The sequence below is a fragment of the Rhodanobacter aciditrophus genome (assembly GCF_042679525.1).
Classification (GTDB): Bacteria; Pseudomonadota; Gammaproteobacteria; order Pseudomonadales; family Marinomonadaceae; genus Marinomonas; species Marinomonas aciditrophus.
Window position 1 is genome coordinate 168,978 of the sequence record NZ_JBHTMN010000003.1, and the last position, 20,426, is coordinate 189,403.

Genomic DNA, 20,426 nt, shown 5'->3' on the forward strand with positions numbered 1-20,426 from the left:
ATCATTTCTTCCCATTTTGCTCAATAAGCGGGTTGCTTAACCTAGCCAATGTTTCAATGCGCGTGCGCTTTAAAGCTTCCCCTAGTTCCGCTCCAGCATAGCCTTGCTTCATAAGGGCTTGGGCATTAATACTGGCAATGCTCGATCTAAGGCTCAGCCAGTCAGCCAAGTGTGTTTTGGTGAGTTTAGCTAGGAGGGTGGCTAGCTTTTCATAGGGTTGGGGCTTCTTCACGGCAGCCACTCGCGTTAGCCAAGATTCCCATGTTTCAGCGGTTAGCGGTAATGCACAGTGCTCTAAAAATTCACGACTTTGCTCACTGAACCAAGCATATTGGTTTGGTGCTCTGAGATGAGAATTTAGCTGCGTCAGGGTGTCTAACGGCGTGTTATGGGTGATCAGTGCCCAGCGGCTGTGTTTGTCCCAATTGGGCGCAAGCGGCTCACTGGTATAGCAAAGCCCTGGAAACAGCTCACTTAAAGCATGGCAGGATTGCAATACATCAAAATAGACATGGGGGTGATCGCTTAACAAAGCCTTTTCGGTTTCCCGCCAGACCCGCTCAGGTGTTAGGGTCGAGAGCTCACCTGAGGCAGAGATTTGCTGCATTAAAGCCATCGTTTCAGGGGCAATGCTAAAACCAAAACCCGCGAACCGTGCCATAAAACGAGCCACTCGTAATACCCTTAATGGATCTTCTACGAAGGCATCGGATACGTGTCGAATGATGCGATTTTCTAAATCCTGCTGACCACCAAATGGGTCGATCAAGTCCCCGTCTTTACTTTTAGCAATGGCGTTAATGGTTAGATCTCGGCGTTCTAGATCTTCTTCCAATCGAATATCAGGGGAGAAATCACAGATGAAGCCGGTATAGCCGGCTCCTTGCTTACGCTCTTTGCGAGCGAGGGCGTATTCTTCTTTGGTGTCAGGGTGCAGGAAAACAGGGAATTGCTTGCCCACTTGTTGGTAACCTTGGGCAAGCATTTGCTCGGGAGAGGCGCCTGTGACGACCCAGTCTTTGTCTTTTACGGTGAGTTTGAGTAGCTCGTCTCGAACGGCTCCGCCGACGAGGTAGGTGTTTGGCGTGGGGGCCATTACTGACCCAGCTCACATTGCTCAGGGAACATGGCGCTCCACTGGCTAAAGCCACCGTTTAATGAATAGACTTCTTGAAAGCCTTGGGCGGCAATGTATTCTGCTGCACCTTTACTGCTATTGCCATGGTAGCAACATACAATGACTGGCTTGGCCTTGTCGGCAGTGTCGATGAACTCTTGCACATTATCATTATTAAGGCTTATAGCATTGCTCATATGACTGGTGGCAAAGCTCACCGCATCACGGATGTCTACGATGATTGCGTCATTTTCGATGATGGCCAGGGCGTCATTCACGTCAATACAGGAATATGTGCTCATGTTTCTCTCAAGTTAGGTTACACGGGGTGCTGAAGCGAGTATTGTCTTCCAGTCTCATGGCGGTAAGTGTGCCGCCCCAAACGCAACCAGTGTCCAATGCATGGAAATGGCTGTGTTCAGTCACACCTTCGAGTGCGGCCCAATGGCCAAAAACAACTCGTGTATCGGGTGGAAGCTGACTGGGGAAGGTAAACCAGGGCGCGTAACCACTACGTGCCGTATTCGGACCTTCTTTGGACTTCAAGTCCAGCTTGCTGTCGGCGCGACAGAAGCGCATTCGGGTAAGATAGTTTGTGATGGCGCGAAGGCGATCCATACCGGTAAGTGCTTCTGACCACTGACTCGGCTTATTACCATACATGACCTGTAAAAAATCCTCTACTTGATCAGACTGCAGCATGGTCTCTACTTCTTTGCTTAGGCGAAGGGTGTCGTCTAAGGTCCAGCAAGGAGGGACACCTGCATGGGTCATTACAACGTTTAATGACGGGTCATAATGGCATAAGGGTTGTGATCTGAGCCAATTGAGCAGATCGTCTCTGTCACTGGCGTTAAGGATACTGTGTACTGTATCGCCACGTTTTAGATCGGCAAAGCCATAGGAAACAGCGATTAAATGCAGATCATGGTTGCCAAGTATGACCTTGGATTTGTTACCTAGGGAGCGGATAAAACGAAGGGTTTCAAGGGACTCATCACCGCGATTAATCAGATCCCCAGCAAACCAAAGTTCGTCATTATTTGGGTTATATTGGATTTGCTCAAGCAGCTTTAGTAGCGGCGTAAAGCATCCTTGTATGTCACCAATTACATAAGTAGACATGGGAAACCTTAATGAACTTTGTTGGGCACCGCCAAGGTAAATGGCGGAATAGGAGCGTCAAATTCAATGCCGTCTTCGCTTAAAAAACGGTAACTACCATGCATGGTGCCAACAACGGTGTCGATCACTGTACCGCTGGAGTAGTCGTAGGATTCACCTGACTCCAAGTTCGGATACTCACCAATGACACCTGCGCCTTTCACTTCTTGGGTTCGTTCATCGCCATTGGTAATGATCCAATGGCGTGACAAGAGTTTAGCCGCGCGGGTACCGCAATTGGTCATGGTAATGTGGTAAGCAAACACATAACGGTCATCGTCTGGGACAGATTGCTCTGAGAGGTACTCTGTTCTAACGGTGACAACGATATCGTGTTCTTGCATGCATTAATCCTTATTGCTTAGATGGTTGGCAATGTTAACAAAGTCTTTTACGTCTAAACGCTCAGGGCGCAATGTTGGATCAATTCCGAGTGCTTCAAAGTCGGCATCATTAAGCACGCCTTTGTAGTTGTTTCTCAAAGTCTTGCGACGTTGTTGAAAGCCGATTCGCACACTGTCTTCTAACTGTTTTAAGTCCTCGGCCACATAAGGCAAGGTCTTATGTGGTGTCATACGCACAATGGCGGAATCCACTTTTGGTGGTGGATCAAAGGATTCAGGGCCAACGATGAATAGATTGTCCACTTGACAGTAATACTGTGCCATAACACTTAAACGTCCGTAAAGATTATCCCCTGGACGTGCCGCAAGGCGATCAACGACTTCTTTTTGCAACATAAAGTGCATGTCGTCAATATGATCAGCAAAACTGAGTAAGTGGAAGATAAGCGGCGTAGAAATGTTATAAGGCAGATTACCGACAACACGAATGTTGCCTTGTTCGGTCAAGCTCAGGAAGTCAAACTTCATGGCGTCTGCTTCGTGAACCACAAGGTCTGGGTAACGGAACAAGTTAACCCGCAAAATTGGAATCAGATCCCGGTCCAATTCCACCACATCCATGCGTTTGGTAACGCTGATAATGCCTTCCGTTAGGGCGCCTTTACCGGGGCCGATTTCAACAATACGTTGACCTTCTTTTGGGGCAATACAAGCGACGATGCGGCGAATGATCCCAGCATCATGTAAAAAGTTTTGACCAAAGCGTTTTCTGGCTTTGTGAGGGTGTGATTTGCTCATTTAGATACTTTTTTGGGCGTTATTTGCCATGGTGATGGCATTTTCGATGGCAACTTTTAAACTGCCATCACTTGCTTTTCCTGTTCCGGCTAAATCAAGAGCCGTACCGTGATCAACGGATGTTCGGATAATGGGAAGCCCTAATGTTATGTTCACAGCATTCCCGAATCCTGAGTACTTTAACACAGGAAGCCCTTGATCGTGATACATAGCGAGGACACAGTCTGCTTCTTCAAGGTATTTTTGCTGAAAAAGAGTATCGGCAGGGAGTGGACCGATTAACGTTAGGCCCTCACTGCGTAGCTCATTCAAAGTAGGAATGATAACGTCGATTTCTTCTCTGCCTAGGTGACCATCTTCCCCAGCGTGCGGGTTAAGGCCGCATACGAGAATGCGTGGTTGGTCGCAGCCAAAACGGGTTTTGAGATCCTGATGGAGTGCTCGAGCCACGGTTTTAAGTGTCTCTGGGGTAATAGCAGCCGCAATGTCTTTTAGTGGTAAGTGAGTGGTTACTAAGGCCACACGCATGGCTTGACTTGCCAACATCATGACCACTTGAGGGCTGTTACAAAGATGTTGGAAAAATTCTGTGTGGCCAGAGAAGTGCTCTCCAGTTTCACATAGCACCCCCTTGTGAACCGGAGGTGTCACCACTGCATCAAAGACACCGTCTAAACAGCCTTGCCCTGTGATACGTAAGGTTTCGAGCACATAGGGAGCGTTAGCTACATTTAATGTGCCCGCTTGAACTGTTTCACCCAGTGCAGTAGGCCATATTTGAACCGTGCCAGGCTGATGAGGCGGCAAGGCCTCGAGAGAGCTAAGTGTGCGGATCTGAGCGGGAATGCCTAGGGCTTTGGCCCGTTCAGAAAAGACTCCAGGATCACCAACGACTACCAGTTTTGCATCGAAAGATGCTTGTAGAGCTCCGAGAACAATATCAGGGCCAATCCCTGCTGGCTCTCCTGAGGTGATGGCAATAGTTGGTTGAGTCACTGGGTCATCCACTTAGTTAATTGCTTTGCGTTCAATGAAAGAGTCTGCACGTAGCTCAGATAGCCAGGTTTCGATGACGAAGTCGCGCTTCTGTGCAATCAAAGCTTGCTCTGCGTTTTTACGTTGCACTTGTTCACTGATATCAGTCTGACGGCGGCCGTCAACGGTCAAAATGTGCCAACCAAACTGAGAACGGAATGGGGTACTGATATCGCCCACGTCAGTAGTATTCATGACTTGCTCAAATTCCGGCACCATGGCACCTGGCGTTACCCAACCTAGGTCACCCCCTTGAAGGGTAGAGCCTTGGTCTTCACTGTAAGATTTGGCTAATTCAGCGAAGTCTTCACCATTTTGCAAACGCTTGTAGAGTTGTTCTGCAAAAGCTTGGGTTTGTTGATCATTACGGATTTCGTTTGGTCGAACCAGAATATGGCTGACTTTGGTTTCTTGCTGGTAGGCTTCATTATTGGATTGTTTTTCCACTACCCATAGTAAATGAAACCCTGCGTTACTTTGCAGTGGGCCGATCAAAGGGCCCTTTTGAGTTTCAATGGCTTGGGTGAACAGGCGAGGTAGCTCATTGGCTTTTCGCCAGCCTAGGTCTCCCCCTTGAATAGCAAATTGGCCTTCAGAGTTGGCGATGGCTTGATTAATGAAGTCTTGCTCAGAGTTAATGTTTTGAGCGATCTCGTCAATCTTGGCGCGAGTCTCTTCAAGGTCTGTGGCTCGAATAACGATATGACGAAGACGGTATTCGTCTTTGCGATTGCTTTTTTGAGCCTGGCGATCTAAGAAGTCATCGATCTCTTGCTCAGTGATGGAAATGCGAGACTGCACCACCTGCTGGCGAGACTTACCGATTAGGATTTCATTTTCAATCTGTTGGCGGTATCGGGAGTAGTCGATGCCTTGCCCTGACAGAATGTCCCTTAGACCTGCGATGTCCGTTTGGAAGTTGGAAGCCACACTTAAAATGGCGCGATCCACTTCACCACTGCTGGCGCGAATCCCAAGCTTACGTGCGTAATTCACCTGCATGGCTTCTTCAACCAGCTGGTTAAGGATTTGGCGGCGGATGGTGTCGGTTAACACTCCACCAGGGATACGATCTTTAATTACTTGAAAACGGTTGTCTATGTCGCTGCTCAAAATGGCTTTTGAGTCGACGATGGCTACAATGCCGTCAAGCTTTTGCGGTGCGGCGGATGCCGGGACCGATGCCCAAATAAAAGTACAGAGGAAGAGTGAAAGAATAAATTTATACATCATTAGTATCCGACTTTGCCTGCGTTCCAGTAGTCATTTGCAATGCTTGAGGTGTCTGAGTTTTGTCGTCCCACACCACTTAAACTACGTAAAATAAATTGTAAATAAATGCCTTCGTCGTATATGCCGTCATCGTCTCGCCAGCGCTGGTGGCTAAGGGACACTTTAACACAGCAGTTTTCATACCCGAGTCCATTCACTTTTTTGGTTTCTTCTTCATCTAGCCAATCATAGGTTTGCTGGTGAAAGAGGTGCCAGTTTTCGTTCAATGGGATGATGGTGGAAAAATTAGACTGCTTAGTCATTTCATCATCATCTTCATCGTACACGTATGAGAAACTAAGATTTAACACAACGCCACTGTCAGGCGTGTATTTCATAGCAGTTTGCGCAAGATCTACACGTTCTTGATCCAAATCGTAGTTAAAGTTATTGGTCAATGTGTAGGTGTCACCATTATAAGAAGCGGAGGTTAAGATCGCACTGCGCTTATCATTGTCCACCACTTCGCCCGTATCCCCATCAATGTCCACCCGACGGTCTTTCATGTAAAACACCTGCCCGCCGCGAAGTGTCCAGCGATTCACGTTGTTGGTGTCGTAAAAGCGACTTTCTAACCCCAGGGCGATTTGCTCCGTGTCACCGATACGGTCATTACCGCTAAAGCGACTGTGAGAAAACGCTTGGGAGTAGGTCATGGTGGCTTCACTTGCGTCAAAATCCGGGATATCAGACTGCTCAACGTAAGGAGAGTTCAAGTAGGTTAGGCGCGGCTCCAATGTTTGGCGCCAGCGGTTAGCCAAGGAACGCTCAAATATTACGCCAGTGTCTAAATAATAGGACAGGTGGTTTACATCTGTGGTTTCGTCACTATTGGTGTTGTAGCGGTGTAAATCATAAGTTCGGTACTGGTGAATCGCACCGACTGTGATGTTGCCCCAGGAGTTGTTGCCGCTGATGCTGAAGTCTTGGTTTAACGCCGAACGTTTACCGTCTACATCGTCTTCTTCTGGATCATAGAAATCGGTAAATTGCACATCCGGTGAGTAGCTAAACGTGGGATCAGCATACCGGTACGAAGCGTTGACTCGAGGGAGCCATTCTAGAGGTTTTTCTTCGTCCGGATCAGGGGTTTGATACTGGCGTACCTGAATATCCGTGCTGAAGTTGTCATAGTTATAACGGGCGTAGGTGCTACGTTCGTAATTATCCTTTTCACCTAAAGATGTGGTGTTGATTTCAGGTGTTTCGTCAGGGGTTGGGTTGTCCTCTAAATAAGTACCGATACTGAAGTTATCAGTAAGCTGCTGATCTGAGGTCAGTTTACGTAAAGTGGCTTCATTGCCCGCGTCATCGTAATAGGTTGATTGCTCGAAAGTAGTTTCTCCCCACTGACTCAGATGACGAAACTCTACGTCAAGGCCATAGCCATTATCATCACTGCCATGGGGAATGGGGCCAGGTCCCATTCGAGTGGTCACATTTGGTGTGATGGTGGCATCGTAATTCGGCGCTAGATTCAGGTAAAAAGGTGCTGATAAGGCGAAGTTATCATCCCCATCGTAGGAGAAAAATGGGAATAGGAAACCTGTTTGACGACGGTTATCGATCGGGAAACGTAACCAAGGAAAGTAGAAAACTGGAATGTCATCAATGCGAATCTGAACATGCTTGGCGGTACCAAAACCACTGTTGGGGTTTAGCTCAATGCTGGTTCCGTAAAGCTGCCAGCTGATGTCACCAGGTTCACAAGTGGTGTAGAAGCCTTCTTCAATAAACACAACACCATCTTTGGCTCGGGTGATTTGTGCCGCTTCACCACGTATGCCTGAACTGTGGCTGAGGAATTTGGCATCGTCAAACTGAGCTGTTTGATTCGCTTCATTGCTGCTAAGGAAGGCGGAGGAACTACGAATGAGTTGATTCTCAGCTCTTAGCACCACATTTCCATCTGCTTTATAGTACTCGTCTGGTACCCCTTGAATCCTGTTGGCGTCTATATTGGAGTCGGGTTGCCGAAGACTGGCCGCCCCTTCCATATGAATCGTGCCTTGCTCGTCTCGATAAATAAGATCCGCTAGTAAGGTGGTGTTTTCTCCATCAGAGACTTCCCAACCATCAATATAACTGCCGCGACAGTATTGATTTAAGCTGGCTTGCTGTTGCGGTGTCAGAGATTCTCTCGGCACCCAGTCCCATTCATTCGCCTGTGCAATAGGCAAGATGAAAAGACTTTGAAATAATAGCGCGTAATAGCGTAAATGCTTTGGCATGCAGGGTATACTAAATCTTTTTAGGTGCCAGTTAACGCTCTAAGCGCGGCACGAATTAAGTCAATGTTGACGACAAATAATAATCTATGCGCCCCCTATGGGGCTACCAATTCTGGAGAATTATCTTTATGTGGAAATGGATAGGGGCAATCGTTGGAACCTTGTTTGCTGGTTTTTTCGGCACGATAGCTGGGTTTATTGCCGGAGCATTCATTGATCGAGCTAAAGGAAACCAGCTCGGTAACCGACGTACGGGCGCGTCCATGGCAGAACAACAGCAAGTGTTCTTCCAAACCCTATTCCAATTGATGGGGCGTTTGGCGAAATCTGATGGTCGCGTAACTGAGGCAGAGATCGAACTGGCGAAGGCGGTCATGCAGCGTCTTCGTTTGACTCCTGATGCCCAAAGACAGGCGCAAGAGCTATTCAATCAAGGTAAATCAGAGAGTTTCGATGTGGAAGCAACCTTGGCGCACTTTAATCGTGTGGTCGGCTCTCGCTTATTAATGCGTTCTATGATTGAAGTTTTGTTGTTATCTGCATACGCCGATGGCCACTTTAGTCTGGAAGAGAAAACCCTGCTGGGCAATATCTGCGCTCAGTTGGGCATGTCTCAAGCTGAATTTGAAAGTATCCACGAACAGGTTAAGCGCCAAGCTCATTTTCACCAGGGCTACCAGCAACAAGGCGGTCATGGGAGCTCCTCTCCTGACCTGTTAAAAGCAGCCTACGATGTGTTGGGGGTAACCGAAGATATGAGTGATGCTGAGATTAAGAAAGCTTACCGCAAGCTGATGAGTCAGAATCACCCTGATAAGTTAAGCTCAAAAGGTTTGCCAGATGAAATGATTGAATTGGCAAAAGAGCGTACCCAAGAAATTCAATCGGCTTACGAGCTGGTTAAAAAATCCCGCAAGTAGTTTGCTAAAGACACCCGCTGGTTAGTCCAGCGGGCTGTCAAAGAACAACGACTTTTCAAATTCTGGCAGCTCTTTGCGTTGGTTCCTTTGCACCGTGTTCTGCTTTAAAAACCCCCACACCCTCTGCTCCAAACGTTTGTCTCCCGTTGCATCATAGCGGGCATCAGGCACTGCATTAATTTGCACATAGTTCTGATTACGTACGGTACGTTTATTCGCTGCGGATTCGCGCATACGGGCAAACTGATGGGCGCGATAGGTGTGGTCAAAATAGTAATCTAATACCGATAAGCGCAGGCGTCGGATTTCTTGGCTAAATTGGAAATCTGTCATGGGAGCGATAGTTCGCGGCTCAATGAGGATTAATGCTTGTCCAGAGATATTGTTCTCCGCCGCATATCTCAGAGCATAGGCTGCTCCAGTACGATAGCCTAAGTAAGCCACCTGATTGTAACCCTTTTCTCGAATCCGTTGCTGAGCTGCGTTGATACGGGCAAAAACTGTCTCTTCATTGGGCAGGGCAACGGAGGTATTGTCACCGTCAATGTTAGCGACTTCTGGCGTGGTTAATGCCGCTCGGTCTTCCACGTCAGGAATTTCGATGGATAGGGTGCACCAACTGTGCTCGGGCAAGCTGTGGCGTAAAGGCGAAATCACTTGAGGCCAATCCGGGTGGCCGTGATCATTATGCAACATCAGTAAACAGCCTTGAGGGTCGCCACTGGCGGACTCTTCAAATAAGCCTAAAAACGATTCGCCATTGGCTTCAATGGTTTCTATTTCGTGGGCACGGTTCGTCGATAAGCGTTCAATCAAACCATTAATTCGAGTCTGTTGTGCTGAAGGCATGACCCGTTGCTCGTTTGCCTCGCCTGTTACGGGTGGGGATGCTGGCGCATCGCCTTCTTCCGCCGCCCAAAGAAGTGGGGGCGCTAACAGAGCTAGGGTGATCGTAAGGGTTAATTTCTTCATTGATTTCAATACTTATGCACTATGGCTTGTTAAGATACGATGCAAATAACATTCTGTCATTGCCGGAGCGAAATATGAAAGATTTTCTTATTGCCCCCTCGATTTTATCCGCTGACTTTGCCCGTCTTGGGGAAGAAGTGGACAACGTATTGGAAGCTGGAGCGGACATTGTCCACTTCGATGTGATGGATAACCACTATGTCCCCAACCTAACCATTGGGCCAATGGTGTGTAAGGCTTTGCGCAAGCACGGTGTCACTGCAGATATTGACGTGCATTTGATGGTAAAGCCCGTGGATCGTTTAATCGGCGACTTTATTGAAGCCGGTGCCAGCTACATTACCTTCCATCCACAGGGCAGTGAGCACATTGATCGTTCTTTGCAAATGATCCGTGATGGGGGCTGTAAATCTGGTCTGGTGTTTAACCCTGCAACCCCATTAGACGACCTGAAGTACGTGATGGATAAGGTGGATATGATTCTACTGATGTCAGTTAACCCAGGTTTCGGTGGCCAAAAGTTCATTCCGGGAACTTTGGATAAGCTCCGTGAAGCCCGTCGTCTGATCGACGAAAGTGGTTATGACATCCGCTTAGAAGTAGACGGTGGTGTCAGTGAAAACAACATTGCTGACGTAGCGGCGGCCGGTGCAGATACCTTTGTCGCGGGCTCTGCCATCTTTAATAAGCCAGATTACAAAGCGGTCATTGACCAGATGCGCAGTGAATTGGCGAGCGTAAAACGATGAAAACCCCGCAACATCTAAAGAGAATGTTTGATGGGTGGCCAGATCTGGTTTGTTTTGATCTGGATGGCACCTTGGTGGACAGCGTCCCTGATATTGCTAACGCGGTGGATAAAGCCCTTGTGTCTCAGGGGGCAGCCCCAGCAGGGGAAGAGCAAGTGCGAGGGTGGATTGGCTTTGGCTCCCCTAAGCTAATTCGCCAAGCCATGGAGTGGGCCAGTTTAGATGAAGGCTTGTACGAAGACATGTATAAGGTGTTTTTGCAGGCCTATTACCAACACCTTGCTGACGACTCCACTCTCTACGCAAATGTTGAGTCCTTACTTAAGGCATTTAAACATCAAAACGTTCCCATTGCGTTAATTACCAATAAACCCAGTGTGTTTGTAAAACCTCTGTTGGATCATTTTAATATTTCAAACTACTTCAGTTGGATGCTTGGTGGTGATTCTTTAGATGAGAAAAAACCATCGCCAATGCCTTTGCTCCATTGCGCCGAAGATGTGGAAGCACAGCCCGAGCGTTGCTTGATGATAGGTGATTCCCAAGCGGATCATAAAGCGGCCCGTGCGGCAGGTTTTAAAAGTGTCTTGGTGACCTATGGCTATAACCATGGCATGGACTTGACCACATTAGAGCCGGATGTGCTGATTGATGACTTGGCAGAGTTGCTGATGTAATGAGCCCTAAAAAAGCCCACCAATAGGTGGGCTAAAGGTCACCTGGGAGCTAGGAACTTGAGTTCGCAAGTGACGGAGCAGTTAGGGCTAATCTAGTTGGCGTATTGATCTAGGTTCTCAGGTGTCACCAGTTCAAATGGGATCCAAATGTTCCGTTCTACCGACTCTCCTTGTGACATCTGGTAGGCAGATTGCACGGCCACTTCACCTTGTTTGGTGGCATTTTGGAACACTGTAATATCCAGTTGACCTGTCTGCATGGCAATTAATCCATCTGCCGTGGCATCGATGCCGGCAATCACGACACTGTCCATGGATCGACCGCTGGCCTCGATGGCTTGAATGGCACCAAGGGCCATTTCATCGTTATTTGAAATCACCGCATCGTATTCAATACCCGAAGTAATCCAGTTGGTCATCAGGTCGTAGGCTTGTGTACGAGACCAATTGGCTACTTGTTTTTCTTCGATGGAAATCCCTGAGCATTCTGGTCTAGAAAGTACTTCTTCAATGTCTTTGGTACGGGTATGCGCTGCGTGATTTTCCAATGGCCCCATCATCACTAGGGCTTTGCCTTTGCCCTCTAATAATCGACAGACTTCAACGGTCTGTAAGGTGCCGGAGTCTAATTCGTTAGAGCCCACAAAGGACGCATTGTCTGGCAGCATATTAATGTCGATTGGTGGATGGTTGACGTAGACCAATGGGATTCCTGCTTCTTCTGCCATCTGCGTAATGGTGGCGGTAGTGTCACCGTCTACGGCGTTGACAACGATGCCGTCTACGCCACTGGCGATGAAACTTTGTACTTGGTTGAGTTGGCGACCTATGTCTAGGTTAGCGTCTTCAAATTGAATGGAAATGTCTGGGTTTGCTTTCTCGGCCTGCTTCATGCCTTCCATTAAAATATCTAGAAAAGGGTTGTCGAAAGAGGTCATAGTCACGCCAATGTTGGCTCCATGGACTGGTAAGCTGATGGTGCTGACAACCAAGGCGGTTTGGATTAGGCGTTTGTGTGCATTTCTCATAAGTTCGTCCTTTGAGTTTTATTATCGTTAACAAGGCACTGCTTGCGAAGAAAGCGAGACATAGGTGTTAGCCGCCTCCCGAGGTAAGGAAAGCGGCTTATGCTGCTTTAGTTGACCAAATCTAAAGCGGCTTCATGGCAAAATGCCTTGAGGTTGTTGGCCCCAAGGGTGGCGTAGGTAAGCGGGTGCGCAACCGCAGGGTCTTGCTCCGCTTCTACCACCAGCCAGCCGCTGTAGTCATGGTGTTTCAGTTGTTTAAAGAGACGTGCATAGTCGATGAAACCATCACCTGGGACGGTGAAGGCGCCTTCGAGCATGGCACGTAAAAAGGGTAAATCTTGATTTAGGGCGCTATCTAATATCGCCGGGCGCATGTCTTTGCAATGGACATGTACCACACGATCGGCGTGGCGCTCGTACACCTCATGGGGGTCTCCGCCCGCAAAAGTCATGTGGCCCGTATCCAGCAGCAAGCCCACTGATGGGCCTGTATGTTTCATTAGCAAGGCCACCTCTTCAGCGGTTTGAATGACGGTCCCCATATGATGGTGGTAGGCAATCTGCACCCCATGGGACAAGGTGAAATCTGCCAACTGGGTTAGCTTTTCTCCCAGAGCTTGGATTTCGTCTTCGCTTAAGGTTGGGCGCTGAGACAAAGGGGTGTCAATTTGTCCATGGATGCAGCCAGTGATTTCACAGTAAACCATGGCCTTGGCCCCTAAGCTTTGCAGCAGGTGAAGGTGAGGCTTGATAGCTTCAATTTCCTCTTCCACGCTGCGTGATAGCAACTCACCACTGAACCAGCCGGATACCAAATCTAGGCCATGACTTTGTAAAATAGGCCCTAAAACTTCTGGATCACGGGGGAACTTTTGACCTAATTCAAAGCCAATGAACCCCGCTTGTTTGCCTTCTGTTAGGCACGTTTCTAAGGTGGTATCCGCCCCTAATGTTGGCAGATCATCATTGGTCCAAGTTAATGGATTAATGCCGATACGAACGCTCATTGTGAATCTCCGTTCTCAAATGGTTGGGCTGCTTAGCGGTAGAAGTCAGGTGTGTCAGGAAGCTCAATGGCTTCGATCTGACCTGATTCTTGGGCTTTAACACAGGCGTCGGCAGACACGGCAGCGGCTAGTCCACTCCAAGAGTTCGGACCGGTTAGGTTTTGGTTGGTGACGCCATCAATAAAGTCTTGCAGTTCCACATCGTAGGCATCGATAAAGCGATCTTTCCAATCGGTTAAAAGCTGTTGGCCAAGGTTGGCATTTTTGCGCATCACTATGGCTTGTGGCTCAGGCAGGTTAGCAATGCCTTCTTCGCCCACCACGGAGCATTGAATGTCGTAGCCGTATTGGCAGTTCACAAACACTTCCACGTCGATGCGGGTGCCTTTTTTGGTTTCCAGCATCACAATTTGTGGGTCAGCGACTTTTGAATGGGCGTATTTGGTTTTTCGCGGAAAGACCACTTGGGCGGAGACATAGTCGTCATCCAGTAGCCAACGGAACACGTCTAGTTCGTGAATCAAGGTGTCATGGATGGCCATGGGGGAAATGTACTGCTCCGGAACCGAGGCGTTGCGGTGGGCCGCATGAATCATCAAAGGTTCGCCGATGGCCCCGCTATCAATGGTGTCTTTTAGCATCTTGTAGCCGCTGTCATAGGGACGCATAAAGCCCACTTGAACCAGACGTTTACCAGAGGCCATTTCTGCTTCCACAATGTTGCGGCAACCTTGTGCGGTCGTAGCTAATGGCTTTTCACAGAACACATACTTGCCTGCTTTGATGGCTGCTACGACGAATTCTTCGTGGGCGGCGCCCCAGCAAGTCACCAAGACTGCGTCTACGCCACTACGGGCGATGAGGTCATGACCATCTGGGTAGATTTCGGCGTTTAAACCGAGATCGGATTTTACTTTATGGGCGCTGTCTAGATTGACGTCCGTTAGGGCGATGACTTCGGCACCGACTAGGGTGTTGGTGATGCGTCGAGCATGATCTGCGCCAATAGCGCCGGTACCGATTACGCCGATTTTAATTGTCATAGTGTTTTCCTCGAAATTTATTGTTGTTAATTGAGGGGGACTGGCAGCCTAAAAACCATGTCTGCGTCATGAAGACTGCCGGTCAGATTTTTCTAATAGGTATTAAGCCAGCTCATTGTTGACGTATTGGATGCTGTCCCGCACGGCGTCTTCAATGTTGCTTAAGTTCCAAACTTTTTCTGAGAAAGGTTCAAAAGAGACTGGCCCCGTGAAGCCTGCATTGAGTAAAAAGCGCAGCTGCTCCACATTGCTTAGGCGATCCTTTTGGCCAACGAGTACTCGATCTCCGTCCAGCATGTCTTCAAAACGAATGTCATCTTCTAGCCCGGAGATGTGGACCAGTCCTGTGCGCTCTGGGAAGAATTCTTCTTCTCCAGCACCCTTGTGGTGGAAGGTGTCGTGAACCAAAGAGAAGCGTGCCGTTTCACCCACTGCATCAATGGCTTCTAACGCCACGCGCTTGGAGCGCAGTGAGGAAATAGGGAAACCCAGCGGCTCGATGAATCCATGTAGATCGTAGTCCGCCAGTACTTTTGCTAGCTCAGACAGGGCGTATTTTAAGTCTTCAAACGGTACTGGCGTGCCGTCATTCAGAGGGCAGCAAACGAGACCTTCCGCCTTGGCTGCTTGGGCTAAGGCGGCGAGCTCACGGGCTTGATGTTCTCGTTCGTCATTCCAAACGTTAAAGGGATACAGGGCATTGATGGATAGGACGCGAATGCCAAGCTGCTGGGCTTTTTCGCCGGCTTGTTTGGCGGTTGCCATGTCCGTCAGGCTGTTGTCTCCCACGTCATTGCGGAATTCAACAGTGTTGGCTTTTAGGTTTCCGGCAAGATCAAGAAACTCAGACACGGTGTAAGAAGGGCAGACCATATGGTTGAGACCAAATAGGGGCTTCGTAGACATGTTTTAACCTCTGCTAAAAGGCGCTTTTTTAATCGATGGAACCCATCAAATTGTCCAAGCTGTATGGTTTTTTAGAATTATTTTCGAGGGGGATAGTAGTCAGGGGATTTTAAAATCGTCAATTGCTGATGTTTTATTTGCATCACAATCTATCAAAAACCATCATATTGATGGTTTTATTTCAAAATGATAGAAATTCGTTATTCATAAAGCTTGACAAGACGCGGTATATGCACCAGATTGGAACGTATGTTCTAGATTTCTCGTTTTTGGAACATCGATTTTCGAAATGCTTGATGTGGTGTTTTGAGGATCTGGGATAGCCCCAATGGATTTTACGGAAACAATAAAAATAAATAGGACACTGAGTGTCCGCTTTCGAGGAAATCACACAATGAAAAAACTAGCTCTTACTGCAATCGCTTCTGGTATTTTGATGTCTTCTGCTCACGCTGCAGATCTAACCATCGGCGTTTCCATGGCCATCTTCGATGATAATTTCTTAACGACCTTACGAAATGGTATCGAAGCAGCGGCCGAAGACGAAGGCGTGGATGTGCAAATCGAGGATGCGAAAAACGAAGTCGGTACTCAGCTAAACCAAATTCAAAACTTTATTGCATCGGGGGTCGACGCCATCATTGTGAACCCTGTTGATACCGATGCCACCTTATCTATCTCTGATGATGCTCAAGCCGCAGGCATCCCCCTCATTTATGTCAATCGCCAACCGATTAACGTTGACCTACTTCCTGATAACCAAGCGTTTGTTGCCTCTGATGAGCGGGTGTCTGGCACCTTACAAACACAAGAGGTATGTCGCTTACTTGGTGGGGAAGGCAAGGTTGTGGTCATGATGGGTGAGTTAACAAACCAAGCGGCCTTGCAGCGTACCCAAGATATCCACGATGTGATCAAAACACCGGAATGTTCTGGTCTTGAAATTGTCGAGCAGCAAACCGCCATGTGGCAACGGACCTTGGGTAGCGATCTCATGACGAACTGGGTCTCCGCTGGTATCGAGTTTGACGCAGTGATTTCAAATAATGATGAAATGGCCATCGGTGCTATTCAAGCTCTGAAAGCCAGCGGCCGTGCTATGGACGATGTGGTGATTGCAGGGATTGATGCCACCACTGACGCCCTTGCCGCCATGAAAGCGGGTGACCTAGATGTGACCGTTTTCCAAAGTGCTGATGGTCAAGGTCGAGGCTCGGTGGATGCAGCGATTAAGCTTGCTCAAGGCGAAGACGTGGACCAGAAAGTATGGGTGCCGTTTGAGTTGGTGACTCCGAACAATCTAGCGAATTACATCAACTAACCCGTATATCCGTAATACAAATACAATAAATGGAGGGATTGCGTTATGAGTAGCGCAGCAGTGGTGGAAGCCATGCCTACGAGTGGCGTAACTCCCCGGGAAGCAAACTCAGAATACGTACTCGAAGTGGTCGATGTGCGTAAGGAGTTTCCGGGGGTATTGGCACTCGATGATGTTCAGCTAAAGATTCGTCCAGGGACGGTTCATGCCTTAATGGGTGAGAACGGTGCGGGCAAATCCACGTTAATGAAAGTGATCGCTGGCATTTATCAACCTGACCGCGGCGAAGTACGCTTACGCGGTGAAGCAATTACTCTGGAAACTCCCCTTAAAGCTCAAGAATCTGGTGTGGCCATGATTCACCAAGAGCTGCTCTTGATGAATTCTATGACGGTGGCAGAGAACATTTGGATCCGCCGAGAGCCTAAAAACAGATTTGGGCTCATTGATCATGACCGTATGCGCGGTATGACGGTAGAGCTGTTTGACCGTCTTAATATTCGCTTGGACCCTGATGCGGAGATTTCTACCTTATCCGTTGCTAACCGCCAAATGGTTGAGATTGCCAAGGCTGTGTCTTTCAACTCGGATGTGCTCATCATGGATGAGCCCACTTCAGCCATCACAGAGACGGAAGTGGCTCACTTGTTTGAGATCATTCGTGACTTGAGAAAGCGTGGCATCGGTATCGTTTATATCACCCACAAAATGAACGAATTGTTTGAAATCGCGGACGAGTTTTCTGTGTTCCGAGATGGCAAATACATTGGCACCCATTTGTCTTCTGATGTGACTCGGGATGACATCATCAAAATGATGGTGGGCCGTGAAGTGTCCCAGATGTTCCCTAAGGAAGAAGTGGACATTGGCGATGTCTTATTGTCGGTGAAGAACCTGTCCTTGGACGGTGTGTTTGAAAACATCTCCTTTGATGTGCGCAAAGGGGAGATCCTTGGGTTGGCGGGTTTGGTGGGGGCAGGACGTTCGAATGTGGCAGAAGCCATCTTTGGTGTGACCCCAGCCACCTCAGGGCAAATTTTCATCAATGGTGAAGAAGTAAACATTCAAAGCCCCAATGATGCCATCAAAGCGGGCATGGCGTTTTTAACCGAGGATCGCAAAGAAACGGGCTGTTTCTTACCTCTGGATATCCAAGAAAACGTTCAATCTGCAGTACTGCATCAGAACTATGTAAACAATGGTTTTGTAGACCATGCAGGCTTGGAAAAAGAATCCGAAGCCCTGTGTCGTAAGCTTCGAGTGAAAACTCCAAGCATGCACGAAATCATCGAAAACTTATCCGGTGGTAACCAGCAAAAGGTATTGATTGCTCGCTGGTTACTGATTCATCCACAAATTCTCATCTTAGATGAGCCCACCCGAGGCATTGATGTGGGAGCCAAATCTGAGATCCATTCGTTGATTTCACAACTCGCACACAAGGGGGTGGCTGTGATCATGATTTCTTCGGAGTTACCTGAAGTGCTGGGCATGAGTGACCGCATCTTAGTAATGCACGAAGGTCATTGCACAGGGATTTTGGACCGTGACGAAGCTGATCAAGTGTCAGTGATGAATCTCGCCGCGAACTAGCTTTCAACCATAAGAATAAGAGATTGATATGACTTCTTTAGACAACTCCATTAAGCAAACGGCTGTGGATCGCAGTTCCGAGAAAACCAAAAAGCCCATGCCAGCAGAGGTCAGCATTTTGCTGGTGTTGGTAGGGATCTCCGTGATGTTTGAAATACTTGGCTGGCTGTTTGTCGGTCAAAGTTTCCTTATGAACATGAGCCGACTGCAAATCATCGTATTGCAAGTCTCTGTAATTGGCATCATTGCTATCGGTGTGACCATGATCATCATCACCGGGGGGATCGATTTGTCCTCTGGCTCAGTGGTCGCCATGACCGCTATGATAGCTGCCACCTTCGCCCAAACCAGTGCCTGGCCCAAAGTGATTTTCCCAAGTCTTACGGACTTGCCCTTTGTTGTGCCCTTGATCGTTGGCTTGGCAGCCGGTGCTTTGGCGGGCTTTATCAATGGATTCTTGATTACTAAAACCAAGATTCCACCTTTTATTGCTACCTTGGGGATGATGGTGTCGGCACGCGGCGTGGCACGCTGGTACACAGATGGTAGTCCTGTGTCGGGTTTCACATCGGATTTTGCGGCCTTGGGTAACGCGTTAGATCGCTGGATGCCAGTGGTGATCTTCTTGATAGTGGCGGTGATCTTTCATGTGGTAATGCGCTACACCCGCTACGGTAAGTTCACCTATGCGATTGGGGCGAATCCCCAAGCCGCACGCGTCTCTGGTATCAACATCGACACCCATTTAATCAAGGTGTACACCATTGCAGGCCTGTTAACAGGCTTGGCAGCGATGGTCGCGATCGCTCGTATCAAAACCGCTCAGGCGGGTATGGGGATGATGTACGAGCTAGATGCCATTGCCGCAGCTGTGATCGGTGGTGTCTCGCTCTCTGGTGGTCGTGGTCGAATCGCAGGAACAGTGATTGGCGCTTTGATCCTTGGGGTCATGCTGTCTGGATTTACCTTCTTGCGCATTGATGCCTATTACCAAGATATTATTAAAGGGGCCATCATTGTGGTGGCAGTGATCGTGGACCAACACCGTCAAGGTAAGCGTAAAAAGTCGACCTAGTGCCTTAGGCAGCGATCGTTCACCCAAACATAACCCAGTTAAAAGCCGATCCTAGGATCGGCTTTTTGGTTTTTCGAAGCACAAAAAAAAGAGTTTATAGGCTCCATCTCGAGGGTGAAATCAAGCTAATTACAGGGTTTCCGCTATGTGTATTTCTACCGTGAGTTGCACAGGTGCTTGAGGCGTAATGTATTTACGAGACAAGGCCTCAGTAAAGGTTTCCGCTACGGTTTGGGCCATTTTTTGAATGGGGGTAGCGATGATGAAATCTAGGTAGCCTTCGCTCAAAGCCAGCTTGGTGCTGTCCATTAGCTCATTGCAAACAAAGGTCACGTCACTGGCTCTGCGGGATTCTCGAAGGGCTCTTAAAATACCTTCTACACCACCGCCTGCACTGTACAACCCAGTCAGGTTCGGAGTTTGGGAAAGCAGCTCTCGGGTGGCTTTATAGGCGAGGTCGTTGTCGTCTAGGCTGGTTCTTGGGGGAAGTAGGGTAAAGTCATGTTTAAACTCCCGAAAGTAGCTGATAAAGCTGATTTCTGCGATGTCCTGATTCAGGTAGCTGTGGCTACCAAGCATGATGCCCACTGATCCGGGTTTGGCTAAACGGCTGACACCCCAGGCGGCGGTGCGTCCAGCTTTGCGGTTATCCATACCAACGTGGCGTGTACAAGCGGTAGTGGAGAGAGGCGACAAGATTGTCACCACGGGAATATTATTGGCGACGACTCGCTCCACTTCCATGTTTATCAGAGGGTGGTCCAGGGGCACGATGGCGATGGCATCTGCGTCCTGACTTTCGCGCTTGAGTTGTTCGGCAATGAAAACAGGGGAAACTTCGTCCATAAAGATGATACGTGTATCAAATACAAACTCTGTGGCCGCATCGAGAGCGCGACGAATGTGATCTCCCATGCTTTTGTAGAATTCATCGTTGCTACGCTGTAAAAGCACTGAAATGCGCTTGTGGGGTTTGGACTCCCTAACACGTTGCTTCAATAGTCCCGCTGCATGATAACCAATGTCCTCTGCAGCCATGAGAACCCGTTGGGCGGTCGACTCGCGAACCTTTGAGCGCTTATTTAAAACACGGTCAACAGTAGCGGTACTGACACCTGCCGCAGCAGCGAGATCTTCGATAGTAGGGCGGTTAGACATAGAGAAAACCTAGCAT

General features: G+C 48.5%; 20 protein-coding genes. 6 read left to right on the top strand and 14 right to left on the bottom strand.

Annotation, left to right across the window (positions count from 1 at the left end; genetic code table 11):
• Nucleotide 1: 1 nt before the first annotated feature.
• Genes cca through ACFQ45_RS01525 form a run of 8 tightly spaced genes read right to left on the bottom strand, consistent with a single transcriptional unit; the run spans nucleotide 2 to nucleotide 7,961 of the window.
• Nucleotides 2-1,096: a multifunctional CCA tRNA nucleotidyl transferase/2'3'-cyclic phosphodiesterase/2'nucleotidase/phosphatase gene (gene cca, locus ACFQ45_RS01490; protein ID WP_377364596.1), complete on the bottom strand. Its 1,095-nt coding sequence runs from the start codon at nucleotides 1,094-1,096 to the stop codon at nucleotides 2-4.
• On the bottom strand, nucleotides 1,096-1,419 hold the full coding sequence (gene glpE, locus ACFQ45_RS01495) for a thiosulfate sulfurtransferase GlpE (protein WP_377364598.1): 324 nt from the start codon (nucleotides 1,417-1,419) through the stop codon (nucleotides 1,096-1,098). The genes cca and glpE overlap by 1 nt, the downstream gene beginning before the upstream one ends.
• 7 nt (nucleotides 1,420-1,426) lie before the next feature.
• Nucleotides 1,427-2,242, bottom strand: coding sequence for a symmetrical bis(5'-nucleosyl)-tetraphosphatase (locus ACFQ45_RS01500; protein ID WP_377364600.1), 816 nt, complete (start codon nucleotides 2,240-2,242; stop codon nucleotides 1,427-1,429).
• An 8-nt stretch (nucleotides 2,243-2,250) separates the two neighbouring features.
• Nucleotides 2,251-2,625 (bottom strand): Co2+/Mg2+ efflux protein ApaG, encoded by a 375-nt coding sequence (gene apaG, locus ACFQ45_RS01505; protein WP_377364602.1) that lies wholly within the window; start codon nucleotides 2,623-2,625, stop codon nucleotides 2,251-2,253.
• A 3-nt stretch (nucleotides 2,626-2,628) separates the two neighbouring features.
• The gene (gene rsmA, locus ACFQ45_RS01510; RefSeq protein ID WP_377364604.1) at nucleotides 2,629-3,423 is read right to left on the bottom strand and encodes a 16S rRNA (adenine(1518)-N(6)/adenine(1519)-N(6))-dimethyltransferase RsmA; all 795 of its coding nucleotides are present in this window, start codon (nucleotides 3,421-3,423) and stop codon (nucleotides 2,629-2,631) included.
• Complete coding sequence (gene pdxA / locus ACFQ45_RS01515; protein WP_377364606.1) at nucleotides 3,424-4,419, bottom strand: 4-hydroxythreonine-4-phosphate dehydrogenase PdxA; 996 nt, start codon at nucleotides 4,417-4,419, stop codon at nucleotides 3,424-3,426.
• A 12-nt stretch (nucleotides 4,420-4,431) separates the two neighbouring features.
• Nucleotides 4,432-5,691, bottom strand: coding sequence for a peptidylprolyl isomerase (locus ACFQ45_RS01520; RefSeq protein ID WP_377364608.1), 1,260 nt, complete (start codon nucleotides 5,689-5,691; stop codon nucleotides 4,432-4,434).
• Complete coding sequence (locus tag ACFQ45_RS01525; protein ID WP_377364610.1) at nucleotides 5,691-7,961, bottom strand: LPS-assembly protein LptD; 2,271 nt, start codon at nucleotides 7,959-7,961, stop codon at nucleotides 5,691-5,693. The genes ACFQ45_RS01520 and ACFQ45_RS01525 overlap by 1 nt, the downstream gene beginning before the upstream one ends.
• 128 nt (nucleotides 7,962-8,089) lie before the next feature.
• Here ACFQ45_RS01525 and djlA point away from each other — a divergent pair, with 128 nt between their 5' ends.
• The gene (djlA, locus tag ACFQ45_RS01530; RefSeq protein WP_377364611.1) at nucleotides 8,090-8,881 is read left to right on the top strand and encodes a co-chaperone DjlA; all 792 of its coding nucleotides are present in this window, start codon (nucleotides 8,090-8,092) and stop codon (nucleotides 8,879-8,881) included.
• Nucleotides 8,882-8,902: 21 nt separating this feature from the next.
• Here the strand turns inward: djlA and ACFQ45_RS01535 are convergent, their stop codons facing one another.
• Nucleotides 8,903-9,853 (bottom strand): DUF3530 family protein, encoded by a 951-nt coding sequence (locus ACFQ45_RS01535; protein WP_377364613.1) that lies wholly within the window; start codon nucleotides 9,851-9,853, stop codon nucleotides 8,903-8,905.
• 74 nt (nucleotides 9,854-9,927) lie between these two features.
• Here ACFQ45_RS01535 and rpe point away from each other — a divergent pair, with 74 nt between their 5' ends.
• Together rpe and ACFQ45_RS01545 are read left to right on the top strand one after the other, a co-directional pair.
• Nucleotides 9,928-10,602 carry a ribulose-phosphate 3-epimerase gene (gene rpe, locus ACFQ45_RS01540; RefSeq protein ID WP_377364615.1) on the top strand — a complete coding sequence of 225 codons (675 nt, stop codon included), beginning with the start codon at nucleotides 9,928-9,930 and terminating at the stop codon, nucleotides 10,600-10,602.
• Complete coding sequence (locus ACFQ45_RS01545) at nucleotides 10,599-11,279, top strand: phosphoglycolate phosphatase (RefSeq protein ID WP_377364617.1); 681 nt, start codon at nucleotides 10,599-10,601, stop codon at nucleotides 11,277-11,279. Before rpe ends, ACFQ45_RS01545 begins: the two co-directional genes overlap by 4 nt.
• A 92-nt stretch (nucleotides 11,280-11,371) precedes the next feature.
• On the opposite strand, the gene ACFQ45_RS01550 is transcribed toward ACFQ45_RS01545, so the two are convergent.
• From ACFQ45_RS01550 to ACFQ45_RS01565, 4 genes are all read right to left on the bottom strand, one after another.
• Nucleotides 11,372-12,307, bottom strand: a complete 936-nt coding sequence (locus ACFQ45_RS01550) for a sugar ABC transporter substrate-binding protein (RefSeq protein WP_377364619.1) — start codon at nucleotides 12,305-12,307, stop codon at nucleotides 11,372-11,374.
• A gap of 107 nt (nucleotides 12,308-12,414) precedes the next feature.
• Nucleotides 12,415-13,314 carry a myo-inosose-2 dehydratase gene (gene iolE / locus ACFQ45_RS01555; RefSeq protein ID WP_377364621.1) on the bottom strand — a complete coding sequence of 300 codons (900 nt, stop codon included), beginning with the start codon at nucleotides 13,312-13,314 and terminating at the stop codon, nucleotides 12,415-12,417.
• Nucleotides 13,315-13,346: 32 nt separating this feature from the next.
• Nucleotides 13,347-14,357, bottom strand: coding sequence for a Gfo/Idh/MocA family protein (locus ACFQ45_RS01560; protein ID WP_377364623.1), 1,011 nt, complete (start codon nucleotides 14,355-14,357; stop codon nucleotides 13,347-13,349).
• Between the two features lie 102 nt (nucleotides 14,358-14,459).
• Nucleotides 14,460-15,263 carry a TIM barrel protein gene (locus ACFQ45_RS01565; protein WP_377364625.1) on the bottom strand — a complete coding sequence of 268 codons (804 nt, stop codon included), beginning with the start codon at nucleotides 15,261-15,263 and terminating at the stop codon, nucleotides 14,460-14,462.
• A 394-nt stretch (nucleotides 15,264-15,657) separates the two neighbouring features.
• On the opposite strand from ACFQ45_RS01565, the gene ACFQ45_RS01570 reads away from it, so the two are divergent.
• Genes ACFQ45_RS01570 through ACFQ45_RS01580 form a run of 3 tightly spaced genes read left to right on the top strand, consistent with a single transcriptional unit; the run spans nucleotide 15,658 to nucleotide 19,252 of the window.
• A complete protein-coding gene (locus tag ACFQ45_RS01570) occupies nucleotides 15,658-16,584 on the top strand; it encodes a sugar ABC transporter substrate-binding protein (RefSeq protein ID WP_377364627.1) in 927 nt (308 codons plus the stop codon).
• Nucleotides 16,585-16,629: 45 nt separating this feature from the next.
• Entirely contained in the window at nucleotides 16,630-18,177 is a 1,548-nt protein-coding gene (locus ACFQ45_RS01575) for a sugar ABC transporter ATP-binding protein (RefSeq protein WP_377364629.1), read from the top strand.
• Between the two features lie 28 nt (nucleotides 18,178-18,205).
• The gene (locus ACFQ45_RS01580) at nucleotides 18,206-19,252 is read left to right on the top strand and encodes an ABC transporter permease (RefSeq protein ID WP_377364631.1); all 1,047 of its coding nucleotides are present in this window, start codon (nucleotides 18,206-18,208) and stop codon (nucleotides 19,250-19,252) included.
• A 129-nt stretch (nucleotides 19,253-19,381) separates the two neighbouring features.
• Here ACFQ45_RS01580 and ACFQ45_RS01585 read toward each other — a convergent pair whose 3' ends face one another.
• Nucleotides 19,382-20,410 (bottom strand): LacI family DNA-binding transcriptional regulator, encoded by a 1,029-nt coding sequence (locus ACFQ45_RS01585; protein WP_377364632.1) that lies wholly within the window; start codon nucleotides 20,408-20,410, stop codon nucleotides 19,382-19,384.
• Nucleotides 20,411-20,426 lie beyond the last annotated feature (16 nt).